An 11,436-nucleotide genomic window follows, 5' to 3' on the forward strand; every position below is an offset into this window, starting at 1 on the left:
CGCGGGACTCGGCGACGTCGGGGCTCGCCGCGGGACTCGGCGACGTCGGGGCTCGCCGCGGGACTCGGCGACGTCGGGGCTCGCCGCGGGACTCGGCGACGTCGGGGCTCGCCGCGGGACTCGGTGCTGTCGGGGTCGCCGCTGGGCTCGGTGTTGTGGGGTTAGGTAAAGGTGACAACTAGGACTGCGGCGGCGAGGAGGGTGTCCAGGACGGCGCAGAACTCGGCCATGGAGCGGACGACTACTCGGTTGGCGTGGTGGTGGTAGGTGTCCCAGGCGGCGTGGGCGAGCAGACTTACGGCCACGAGCACTCCGGCCAGGGTCTACTTCGCCTCGACCGCCACCAGCGCAGCCGCGGCCAGCACCACCAAGGCACCCGCCTGCAAGGGCAGCCCCCATGACGGCCGGAGCGCCCCGCACACCGCGAGTACGGCGGCGAGCGTCACCATCACCCAGGTCGCGTTGACCCCGTCGACGTTCGCCCCAACCCCGACCACCACACAGCTGACGGCGAACACCGGCCAGGCAGCGGTACGTCGTTGCAGCGCCGCTGATCCCAGATACACAAAGGCGGAGGCCGTCACGATCGGTGCGACCTCGGCGCCGGTGTCGATGCCGTAGGCCGCGAAGGCGGCCATGGCGACGCCGGCGATCGCGAGCCAGCGCCGCGCGGTCCAGGGTCGTTCGCTGGATTTGACCGGTTCCACTGTGCTCATCCAGCACCTCCCGCGCCGCCGACTGGTGAGCACAGCTGAGCACGCCGGCCTTTCACTTCGCTTTCACCGGCTCATGTGTTCGGGAATCGTGGGCACCGTGGGTAGGTGAAGCGCGAATGGTTCCTGACTGCCGAGGAACGCGGTAACCCCGCGACGGACATCGACGCCGATGGCTCCTGGACCGAGGGCAATCTGGTCCGGCCGTTGGTGCACGGTACGACGTACTTCCGGCGCCTGTACGACGAACTGTGCGCACTGCGATCCGGTGATCGGATCTACTTCACGGACTGGCGCGGTGATCCGGACGAGGCGCTGGTCGGCGACGGTCCGAGCATCGGTACGGTGCTGTGTGATCTCGCCCGCTCCGGTGTGGAGATCCGGGCTCTGCTGTGGCGGTCGCACTCAGATCACCTGAGTTTCAACGCCCAGGAGAACCAGCGCCTCGGCACCGAACTGAACGAGGCGGGTGCGGAGGTGTTGCTCGACCAACGGGTCCGCAGACTGGCCTCGCACCATCAGAAGCTGTTCGTCATCCGGCATCGTGACGATCCGGCCGCCGACGTCGCGTTCGTGGGCGGGATCGATCTGTGCCGCGGCCGGCGCGACGACGCGGCCCATCTGGGCGATCCGCAGCAGGTACCGATGGATCGGCGCTACGGGCCTCGTGCTCCCTGGCACGATCTCACGCTCGAGATCCGCGGCCCGGCAGTGGGAGATCTGCTGCGCTGCTTCGTCGAGCGCTGGAACGATCCACATCCGCTCGACCGGCGGACGCCGTACCGGATGTTGATCCAGCGGCTGGCCCGGATGCCACGGCATCCCTCGAACCTGCCCGAGGCGTTTCCGGATCCCGCTCCGGCCGGTCCGCACGCCGTTCAGGTACTGCGGACTTATGCGCACAAGCACCCGGGATTCCCGTTCGCGCCGCGCGGGGAGCACAGTGTCGCGCGTGGGTACTTGAAGGCGTTCGCTCGGGCTCGATCGCTCATCTACGTGGAGGATCAGTATCTGTGGTCCGCTGCGGTGACGCGGGGTCTCCGCGAGGCGCTGGTGCGATCACCCGAGTTGCGCGTGATCGCCGTCGTACCGCGGTATCCGGATCAGGATGGCCGGGTCAGCGGGCCGCCGGCTCGGTACGCGCAGCTGGAGGCGTTGCGGTTGCTCGAGTCGGATCGCGTGGCGGTCTACGACCTGGAGAACGAGGCCGGCGTACCGATCTATGTCCACGCGAAGGTCTGCATCATCGACGACGAGTGGTTCACCTGCGGCTCGGACAACTTCAACCGCAGGTCCTGGACGAACGACAGTGAGTTGACCTGCGCGGTGGAGTCACCCGAGCTGGCGCGGGCACTGCGGTCGGAGCTGTGGTCGGAGCATCTGGGGATCGACGACCCGGAACTCGACCCGGTCGCCGGTTTCGACCAGTGGCGGGACAGTGCCGATGAACTCGACGACTGGCACGCAACTGGTTGCTCTGGGCCACGACCCGCGGGCCGGATCCGTCCCCACCGTCCCGCCCCCGTCACCGGCGTCCAAGCCATCTGGTCCCGCTGGCTCGCCAACCACGTCTACGACCCCGACGGCCGCCCCCGCTCACTACGACGCCGCAACCGCTTCTAGCCCAAGCAGGCGGCGACTCTAGACCGAGCGGGTGGCTACCAGGTCGCAGAGGGAGTCGAGGGCTTCTCGGGCGGGGCCTTGGGGAAGGGTGGCGAGGAGTTTGCGGGCGTCCGTCGCACGACGGCGTACGTCGTCCTCGGCCTGACGGAACGCCGGGTGGGCGCGGAGCAGGTCAAGGGTCTCGGCCAGGCGAGCGTCGTCGGACAGGTCCGAGTCGAGCAGCTCGAGCAGGCGCGCGTCCGTCGAGTCCGACGGGTCGGCCTGGGCACGGAAGATCAGGACCGGGAGGGTGGGGACACCCTCGCGCAGGTCGGTGCCGGGAGTCTTGCCGGACTGGTCGGACTCCGAGGCTATGTCGAGGATGTCGTCGGCGAGCTGGAAGGCCACACCGATCTCCTCACCGAAGGCCCGCAACGACTCCTGGATCTCCTCGGACGCACCGGCGTACCGGGCACCGAAGAGGGCCGACGTCGCGATCAGCGAGCCGGTCTTGTCGGCGACGACCGACAGGTAATGCTTCAGCGGATCCTGGCCTTCGCCGACACCCAGGGTCTCGCGGATCTGGCCCTCGACCAGGCGGCCGAACGTACGGGCCTGGATCCGGACCGCCTCCGGTCCGAGGTCGGCGACCAGGTCGGAGGCCCGCGCGAACAGCCAGTCGCCGGACAGGATGGCGACCGAGTTGTCCCAGCGGGCGTTCGCGGTGGACGAGCCCCGCCGGAGCGCGGCCTCGTCCATCACGTCGTCGTGGTGCAGGGTCGCGACGTGGGTGAGCTCGACCACGACGGCCGCCTTCACCACGTCCTCAGCCCCGGCGTCCGGCCCGAACTCGGACGCCAGCAGGACCAGCAGCGGCCGGAACCGCTTGCCGCCGGCAACCATGACGTGCTGCGCCGCCGCGGTGACGAACGGCGCCTCCGACTGGGTCGCGTCGCGCAGCGCCTGCTCGACGGTCTCCAGCCCAGCACGAACCCGGGATTCGAGCGCCTCGTCGGCGAACGCGAATCCCAGGCTCTCGGCCGGCAGCGGGGTCGGGCTCAACGGATGAACTCACCTGCGCGGGCCGCCAGGTCGAGCACCGGTCCGGGGACCAGGCCGAGAACCACGGTGGCGGCGAGACCGAGGGCGACGGCGGTCGTGGTCTGCCAGCCGGGCAGCGCCACGTCCGGCGCGTCGGCCGGGAGGTCGGAGAAGAACATCAGCACGATCACGCGGACGTAGAAGAACGCGGCGACCAGGCTGCACAGGACGGCGACCACCACCAGCGGCCACGCGCCGCCGGTCCACGCCGCGCTGAACACGGCCCACTTGCCGGTGAAGCCCGCGGTCAGCGGGATGCCGGCGAAGGAGAGCAGGAAGAACGCGAAGATGCCGGCGAGCAGCGGCGACTTCTTGCCCAGTCCGGCCCACCGCGACAGGTGGGTCGCCTCGCCGCCGGCATCCCGCACCAGCGTGACGACGGCGAACGCACCGATGGTCGGGAAGCCGTAGGTGACCAGGTAGAACAGCACCGCCTGGGTCGAGGTGATGCCGGTGGTGACCCCGTTACCGGCCTGCGCCAGCCCGATGAACGCGGTCAGCAGGAAGCCCGCGTGTGCGATCGACGAGTAGGCGAGCATCCGCTTCACGTCGCTCTGGGTGATCGCGACGACCGAGCCGACCACCATGGTCAGGATCGCGACGATCCACATCATCGGCGCCCAGTCCCAGCGGGTCCCGCCGAGTGCGACGTAGAAGACCCGCATCAGGCCGATGAACGCGGCGATCTTGGTGCAGGCCGCCATGAACCCGGTGACCGGCGTCGGTGCACCCTGGTACACGTCCGGGGTCCACGAGTGGAACGGTACGGCGCCGACCTTGAACAACAGGCCGACCGCCACCAGACCCGTGCCGGCCAGCAGGATGGTGTCGCCACCGACCTGGGTCGACAGCGCGTCCGAGATCCCGCCCAGCGACATGGTGCCGGCGTACCCGTAGAGCAGCGCGATGCCGAACAGCAGGAACGCCGAGGAGAACGCGCCGAGCAGGAAGTACTTCATCGCGGCTTCCTGCGAGATCAGCCGGCGACGACGCGCCAGGCCGCAGAGCAGGTACAGCGGCAGCGAGAACACCTCGAGCGCGACGAACAGCACCAGCAGGTCGTTCGACGCGGCGAACAGCATCATGCCGAAGACCGCGAACAGGGTCAGCGGGAAGATCTCGGTGTGCTCGACCTTGGCCGCCGTGCCCTCCCGCTCGGCCTCGGACCCCGGTACGGCGGCCGCCTGGCCGGCGAACGCGGACAGGCCACCGTCGACCGACCGTTCGGCGAACAGCAGCAGGCTGATCAGCGTCAGCGCCAGCAGCAGGAGCCAGGTGAACAGCGCCGGGCCGTCGACCGAGATCTCGCCCTGGGCCGCGATCAGCTCCTTCCCGTCGGCCAGCAGGATGCCGCTGAGCACGCCCGCGGCGACCAGGGCCACCACGGCGATCGCCAGCTGCACCAGGTGCCGCAACTGCCGGGGCAGGAACGCCTCGACCAGTACGCCGACACACGCCGCACCGAAGACCACGAGCAGCGGAGCCAGCTCGTTGTACTCGATCTTGGGCGCCGTGAAATCCGCCAGCGGCAGGATGTGCGCGATCACTTCTGTCCCTCCGTCACGGGGATCTGCGGAGCCTTGTCGGTGACGCCCACCCGCTGCATGGTCGACTCGACCGCGGGCTTGATGATGTCGACCACCGGCTTCGGGTAGATGCCGAGGCCGACGATCAGGACCATCAGCGGTGCGATCGCGAGGATCTCACGCACATTCAGGTCCTTGAGCTTCTCGATCCCGTCCCGGACCGGTCCGGTCATCGTGCGTTGGTACATCAGCAGGATGTACAGCGCGGCCAGCACGATACCGACGACCGCGATCACCGCGATCACCTTGTGCCGGCTGAACGTTCCGGCCAGCACCATGAACTCGGAGATGAACGGCGACATACCCGGCAGCGCCAGGCTGGACAGGCCGGCGAACAGGAACGTTCCGGCCAGCACCGGCGCCACCTTCTCCACCCCGCCGTAGTCGGCGATCCGCGCGGACCCGCGCCGGGAGATCAGGTACCCGGCGACGAGGAACAGCGCCGCCGTGGAGAGACCGTGGTTGAACATGTACAGCGTCGATCCGGTCAGGCCCTGCGACGTCAGCGCGAAGATGCCCATCACGATGAAGCCGAAGTGCGAGATCGAGGTGTACGCGATCAGGCGCTTGATGTCGGTCTGCCCGATCGCCAGCAGTGCGCCGTACAGGACCGAGATCAGCGCGAGGACCAGGACGACCGGGGTGGCCCACTCGGACGCGTTCGGGAACAGGCCCAGGCAGTACCGGATCATCCCGAAGGTGCCGATCTTGTCCAGGATGCCGACCAGCAGGACCGACGTCCCCGGCGTCGCCTCGCCGGCGGCGTCCGGCAGCCAGGTGTGGAACGGCACCATCGGCGCCTTCACCGCGAAGGCGATCATGAAGCCGAGGAACAGCCAGCGCTCGGTGTTCTGGCTCATGTCGAGCTTCATCATGTCGCTCAGCAGGTACGACGGCTCGCCCTGCTTGGCCGACACGACGTACAGGCCGACCACCGACGCCAGCATCAGCAGACCGCCGAGCAGCGAGTAGAGCAGGAACTTCACCGCGGCGTACGAGCGCTGCGGACCGCCGAAGCCGCCGATCAGGAAGTACATCGGGATCAGCGTGGCCTCGAACAGGACGTAGAAGAGGAACACGTCGGTGGCGCTGAACACGCCGATCGACAGGGCCTCCAGGCCGAGGATCCAGGCGAAGAAGGACTTCTCCGACCAGCGGCCCTTCTGCGCGTCGTTCCAGGAAGCGATCAGCACGACCGGGGTCAGCAGCGCGGTCAGCACCAGCAGGACGACACCGACACCGTCCAGGCCGAGCGCGTAGTGCGCGCCGAAGGCCTTGATCCAGGTGTAGGTCTCGGCGTAGTCCTCGGCGCCGTTGCGCTGGTAGCCGATCGCGACGATCGCGGTCAGCACCAGCGTGACGAGCGAGAAGCCGAGCGCGACCTGCTTGGCCAGCAGGGCCTTCGCCCCGGGGACCAGCATCGTCGCTATCGCCCCCACGAACGGCAGGAGCAGTAACAGGGTCAGCCAACCGATGTTCACGACAACCTCACCGCGAGGAGGGCGACGACCACGAGTGCGGCGCCGAAGACCATGCTGAGTGCGTAGGAACGGACGAAGCCCGTCTGGAACCGGCGGAGCCGGCCGGACAGTCCACCGAACAGTGCGGCCAGCCCGTTCACGAGGCCGTCCACACCGCGGTTGTCGAACCAGACCAGCGTCCGGGTGAGGTACTGGCCCGGGCGCATGAAGACCGACTCGTTGAGTGCGTCGCCGTACAGGTCACGGCGGGCGAAGGTGGTGACCGGCGAGACCCGGACGGGCGCCTCGCGCGGGATGTCCCGGCGGAACAGCACGACTCCGATCGCGGCGCCGACGACCACCACCGCGAGGATGATGAGCGTCATCGGCAGCGCGCCGATCGGTGGCTCGGCCTCCTCGAAACCGGTGACCGGCTCCAGCCAGGTGACGATCCAGTGGTTGACGAAGTAGAGCGCGCCGCCGACCAGCGACAGGATCGCCAGGATGATCAGCGGACCCGTCATCACGTTCGGAGACTCGTGCGGGTGCACGTCCTTCTCCCAGCGCTTCTCGCCGAAGAAGGTCATCATCATCAGCCGCGTCATGTAGAACGCGGTGATCCCGGCGCCGAGCAGCGCGCACAGACCGACCACGGTGTTCTCCGCGAAAGCGACCTCGATGATGTGGTCCTTGCTGAAGAAGCCGGAGAACGGCGGGATGCCGAGGATCGCCAGGTAGCCGAAGGCGAACGTCACGAAGGTGACCTTCATGTACTTCGCCAGGCCGCCGTAGCGCCGCATGTTCACGTCGTCGTTCATGCCGTGCATCACCGAGCCGGCACCGAGGAACATGTTGGCCTTGAAGAAGCCGTGCGTGAGCAGGTGGAAGATCGCGAAGGCGTAGCCCACCGGGCCGAGACCCGCGGCGATCATCATGTAGCCGATCTGGCTCATCGTCGAACCGGCCAGCGCCTTCTTGATGTCGTCCTTGGCGCAACCGATGATCGCACCGGCCAGCGCGGTCACCGTACCGACGATCACCACCGCGGTGGACGCGGCGTCAGTGACCTCGTAGATCGCGTTCGAGCGGACCACCAGGTAGACGCCCGCGGTGACCATGGTCGCCGCGTGGATCAGCGCCGACACCGGGGTCGGGCCCTCCATCGCGTCCAGCAGCCAGGACTGCAGCGGCACCTGCGCGGACTTTCCGCAGGCGGCCAGCAGCAGCATCAGGCCGAGCAGCGTGGCCCAGGTGCTCGAGAGGTGCTCGGCGCCGGCGTCCACCGTGGCGAAGGCCGAGGAGCCGAACAGCGCCCACATGCTCATCACCGCGAGCGACAGCCCGATGTCACCGACCCGGTTCACCACGAATGCCTTCTTCGCGGCGACCGCGGCGGAGTTCTTGTGCTGCCAGAACCCGATCAGCAGGTACGACGCCAGGCCGACACCCTCCCAGCCGACGAACACCAGCAGGTAGTCGGCCGCGAGGACCAGCAGCAGCATCGAGGCGATGAACAGGTTCAGGTAGCCGAAGAACCGGCGCCGCCGCGCATCGTGCTCCATGTAGCCGATCGAGTAGATGTGGATCAGCGAACCCACACCGGTGATCAGCAGCACGAACAGGATCGACAGCGGATCGATCAGCAGGCTGAACTCCACCTTGATGTTGCCGACCGAGAACCACTCGAACAGGTTGATCGTCTCGGACCGCTGGTCGCCGGCCTTGGCCTGCATCTGGAAGAACAGGACGACGCCGAAGGCGAAGGAGATCAGCGGTGCCAGCGTGCCCAGCAGGTGACCCCACGCGTTGGTGGCCTTGCCACCCAGCAGCAGGATCGCCGCGGACACGGCCGGGACCGCGACCAGCAGCCACGTCAGCTCATGACTCATCGGTGCTTACCTCAGTACTTGAGCAGGTTGGCGTCGTCGACCGAGGCCGAGCGACGGGTGCGGAAGATGGCCATGATGATCGCCAGCCCGATCACGACCTCGGCCGCGGCCACCACCATCACGAAGAAGGCGGCGATCTGACCGTCGAGGTTGCCGTGCTGGCGGGCGAAGCTGACGAACGCGAGGTTGGTCGCGTTCAGCATCAGTTCGACACACATGAAGACGACGATGGCGTTGCGGCGCACCAGCACGCCGAGCGCGCCGATGCTGAACAGGATCGCCGCGAGGATGATGTACGGCTCTGTGGTCACAGCTTGTCCTCCTCGCCAAATCCGGAAAGGTCGGTGCTCTCGGCCTCGGACGGGTAGTCCTCGCCCGCTTCGAGCTTGCGCACCTCTTCGATGTCCGAGCGCTCGTCGGCCTCGGGGAACACCGTGCCACGTGCCTGGAGCACGCGCGAAACCGAGGTCGGTGCGATCGACCCGTCCGGCAGCAGCGCCGGGGTGTCGACGGCGTTGTGCCGCGCCAGTACGCCGGGAGTCGGCAGCGGACCCGGGTGGATCCCCTGCTCGGCGTACTTGCGGATCCGCTCCTCGGAGTGGTCGCGCTGCGTCCGCTTCTTGGTCAGCCGCTCACGGTGGGCCAGCATCATCGCGCCCAGCGCCGCGGTGATCAGCAGCGCGGACGTCACCTCGAAGGCGAACACGTACTTACCGAACAGCAGTTGCGCGATGCCCCTCGGGTTCCCTTCCGGCTGCGCTTCGGCCAGCCCGACCGGGTTGCCGTAGATCGCGTTGCCGACGGCAGCGACCAGCAGGATCCCGAAGCCCAGGAAAGCCAGCGCGGCCAGCAGCCGCTGGCCGCGAATCGTCTCCACCAGGGAGTCGGACGCGTCCACACCGACCAGCATCAGCACGAACAGGAACAGCATCAGGATCGCGCCGGTGTAGACGATGATCTGTACGGCGAACAGGAACGGCGCGTCCTGAGCGGCGTACTGCACCGCGAGGCAGATCATCACCGTCGCGAGCAGCAGCGCCGAGTGCACCGCCTTGCGGACCAGGACCATCGCGATCGCGGCCAGGATCATCACCGGCGCCAGTAGCCAGAAGGCGAACTGCCCACCGGTGACCAGGGGGACCATCATTTGGCCTCACCACTCTCAGCCGGTACGGCGGCACCGGTCAGACCGAGGTAGTAGTCCTTCTCGGTGGTGCCGAGCTGCATGTCGTGCGGCGGCTCCTGCATCCCGGGAAGCATCGGGGCCAGCAGGTCCTTCTTCTCGTAGATGAGGGACGCGCGGGTGCTGTCGGCGAGCTCGTACTCGTTGGTCATCGTGAGCGCCCGGGTCGGGCAGGCCTCGATGCACAGACCGCAGAGGATGCAGCGCAGATAGTTGATCTGGTAGACGCGCCCGTACCGCTCACCAGGGGAGAACCGGCCGGAGGCGCCGTCGGCGTCGTCGACGTTGGACGCGCCCTCGACGTAGATCGCGTCCGCGGGGCACGCCCAGGCACACAGCTCGCAGCCGATGCACTTCTCCAGGCCGTCCGGCCAGCGGTTCAGCTGGTGCCGGCCGTGGAAGCGGGGAGCGGTCGGCTTCTTCTCGAACGGGTACTCCTCGGTGAACACCTTGCGGAACATCGTCCGGAAGGTGACCCCGAAGCCCGCTACCGGGTCCCAGAGGGACTCTTTGACACTAGCCACGACGTGCTTCCTCGCTTCGGCTCGGAGTCTTGACGAGCGGTGGTGGCACCGGGAAGCCGCCGGCGAAGGCGTCGAACTCCTCGCCGTCGTCGACCTCGGCCGGATCGGTTGAACGCTGCTCTTCCTTGGGCTTGCCCGGCACGAACAGGCTGATCACCGCGAACACCAGCACGATGCCGGCGGCGACCAGCAGCGTGGTGCGGCTGAAGGTGGTCTCCCGGCCGACCGCGCGAACGGTGGCGACCAGCAGGATCCACGCCAGCGAGATCGGGATCAGGATCTTCCAGCCGAGCCGCATGAACTGGTCGTAGCGCAGTCGCGGCAGCGTTCCGCGCAGCCAGATGTAGAAGAAGATGAAGCACATCATCTTGCCGACGAACCACAGCACCGGCCAGAAGCCGGAGTTCGCGCCGTCCCAGATCGAGATCGGCCACGGCGCCCGCCAGCCGCCCAGGAACAGCGTGGTGGCCAGCGCCGACACGGTCGCCATGTTGATGTACTCGGCCAGGAAGAACATCGCGTACTTCATCGACGAGTACTCGGTCAGGAAGCCGGCCACCAGCTCGCCCTCGGCCTCCGGCAGGTCGAACGGCGCCCGGTTCGTCTCGCCGACCATCGAGATCACGTAGATCACGAACGACGGGAACAGCAGGAACGCGTACCACCCGGGCAGCGAGATCGCCGTACCGAACAGGTGCACGGTCTGGTGCGACTGCGCCGCGACGATCTCCGAGGTGGACATCGAGCCGGCGAACAGGAACACGGTCACCAGCGCCAGGCCCATCGCGACCTCGTACGAGATCATCTGCGCGCTGGACCGCAGGCCGCCGAGCAGCGAGTACGTCGAGTTGGACGACCAGCCGCCGAGCACGATGCCGTAGATGCCGATCGAGGCGACCGCCATCACGTACAGCACCGAGACCGGCAGGTCGGTGATCTGCAGCCGGGTGTAGGTGTCGGTGAACGGGATCTTCACCGTCGGCCCGAACGGGATCACCGCGAAGGTCAGGAAGGCCGGGATCGACACGACCACCGGCGCCAGGACGTAGACGAGCTTGTCCACGCCCTTCGGCATCAGGTCTTCCTTGAACATCAGCTTCATGCCGTCCGCGAGCGACTGCAGCAGGCCCTGCGGGCCGTGCACGTTCGGGCCGATCCGGTGCTGCATCCGGGCCACGACCCGGCGCTCCCACCAGATGTTGAACAGCGTCAGCACGATCAGGAAGACGAAGACCAGCAGCACCTTGAGGCCGACGACCCACCACTCGTCGTTCCCGACGCCGGCATCCGGCACCGCAAGCGGGATGGAGCTCATCGACGTCCTCGCTTCGCTCCGGGCGCCGATGAGGCACGGCACGGGCTGTGCTTGATGATGAAC

The 11,436-nt window shown here is 67.8% G+C and carries 11 protein-coding genes; 1 reads left to right on the plus strand and 10 read right to left on the minus strand.

The genetic code is table 11. The features are described 5' to 3' along the window. Positions 1 to 161: 161 nt before the first annotated feature. Positions 162 to 311 carry a hypothetical protein gene (locus tag ACZ3HV_RS08385; protein ID WP_465682183.1) on the minus strand — a complete coding sequence of 50 codons (150 nt, stop codon included), beginning with the start codon at positions 309 to 311 and terminating at the stop codon, positions 162 to 164. A 12-nt stretch (positions 312 to 323) separates the two neighbouring features. Next, entirely contained in the window at positions 324 to 716 is a 393-nt protein-coding gene (locus ACZ3HV_RS08390; RefSeq protein ID WP_465682185.1) for a hypothetical protein, read from the minus strand. Positions 717 to 821: 105 nt separating this feature from the next. On the opposite strand from ACZ3HV_RS08390, the gene ACZ3HV_RS08395 reads away from it, so the two are divergent. Then, positions 822 to 2,336, plus strand: a complete 1,515-nt coding sequence (locus ACZ3HV_RS08395) for a phospholipase D-like domain-containing protein (RefSeq protein ID WP_465682187.1) — start codon at positions 822 to 824, stop codon at positions 2,334 to 2,336. 18 nt (positions 2,337 to 2,354) lie between these two features. Here the strand turns inward: ACZ3HV_RS08395 and ACZ3HV_RS08400 are convergent, their stop codons facing one another. The 8 genes from ACZ3HV_RS08400 to nuoH are packed head-to-tail and all read right to left on the minus strand — an operon-like array spanning position 2,355 to position 11,373. Then, positions 2,355 to 3,377 (minus strand): polyprenyl synthetase family protein, encoded by a 1,023-nt coding sequence (locus ACZ3HV_RS08400; RefSeq protein ID WP_465682189.1) that lies wholly within the window; start codon positions 3,375 to 3,377, stop codon positions 2,355 to 2,357. Next, complete coding sequence (nuoN, locus tag ACZ3HV_RS08405) at positions 3,374 to 4,960, minus strand: NADH-quinone oxidoreductase subunit NuoN (RefSeq protein WP_465682808.1); 1,587 nt, start codon at positions 4,958 to 4,960, stop codon at positions 3,374 to 3,376. The genes ACZ3HV_RS08400 and nuoN overlap by 4 nt, the downstream gene beginning before the upstream one ends. Continuing rightward, on the minus strand, positions 4,960 to 6,483 hold the full coding sequence (locus tag ACZ3HV_RS08410; protein WP_465682191.1) for an NADH-quinone oxidoreductase subunit M: 1,524 nt from the start codon (positions 6,481 to 6,483) through the stop codon (positions 4,960 to 4,962). The genes nuoN and ACZ3HV_RS08410 overlap by 1 nt, the downstream gene beginning before the upstream one ends. Continuing rightward, positions 6,480 to 8,351 carry an NADH-quinone oxidoreductase subunit L gene (gene nuoL / locus ACZ3HV_RS08415; RefSeq protein WP_465682193.1) on the minus strand — a complete coding sequence of 624 codons (1,872 nt, stop codon included), beginning with the start codon at positions 8,349 to 8,351 and terminating at the stop codon, positions 6,480 to 6,482. The genes ACZ3HV_RS08410 and nuoL overlap by 4 nt, the downstream gene beginning before the upstream one ends. An 11-nt stretch (positions 8,352 to 8,362) precedes the next feature. Next, positions 8,363 to 8,662: an NADH-quinone oxidoreductase subunit NuoK gene (gene nuoK, locus ACZ3HV_RS08420; RefSeq protein ID WP_360359771.1), complete on the minus strand. Its 300-nt coding sequence runs from the start codon at positions 8,660 to 8,662 to the stop codon at positions 8,363 to 8,365. Continuing rightward, a complete protein-coding gene (locus tag ACZ3HV_RS08425; RefSeq protein WP_465682810.1) occupies positions 8,659 to 9,495 on the minus strand; it encodes an NADH-quinone oxidoreductase subunit J in 837 nt (278 codons plus the stop codon). The genes nuoK and ACZ3HV_RS08425 overlap by 4 nt, the downstream gene beginning before the upstream one ends. Beyond that, complete coding sequence (gene nuoI / locus ACZ3HV_RS08430) at positions 9,495 to 10,058, minus strand: NADH-quinone oxidoreductase subunit NuoI (RefSeq protein ID WP_360359773.1); 564 nt, start codon at positions 10,056 to 10,058, stop codon at positions 9,495 to 9,497. The genes ACZ3HV_RS08425 and nuoI overlap by 1 nt, the downstream gene beginning before the upstream one ends. Next, positions 10,051 to 11,373, minus strand: a complete 1,323-nt coding sequence (nuoH, locus tag ACZ3HV_RS08435; protein ID WP_465682195.1) for an NADH-quinone oxidoreductase subunit NuoH — start codon at positions 11,371 to 11,373, stop codon at positions 10,051 to 10,053. The genes nuoI and nuoH overlap by 8 nt, the downstream gene beginning before the upstream one ends. Between the last annotated feature and the right edge of the window lie 63 nt (positions 11,374 to 11,436).

The organism is Kribbella sp. NPDC020701, from assembly GCF_055562215.1.

Bases quoted from the DNA above. Each gene is read 5' to 3' on its own strand.
- nuoH (WP_465682195.1), bottom strand. From the start codon at position 11,373: ATGAGCTCCATCCCGCTTGCGGTGCCGGATGCCGGCGTCGGGAACGAC.
- nuoL (WP_465682193.1), bottom strand. From the start codon at position 8,351: ATGAGTCATGAGCTGACGTGGCTGCTGGTCGCGGTCCCGGCCGTGTCC.
- ACZ3HV_RS08390 (WP_465682185.1), bottom strand. From the start codon at position 716: ATGAGCACAGTGGAACCGGTCAAATCCAGCGAACGACCCTGGACCGCG.
- ACZ3HV_RS08425 (WP_465682810.1), bottom strand. From the start codon at position 9,495: ATGGTCCCCCTGGTCACCGGTGGGCAGTTCGCCTTCTGGCTACTGGCG.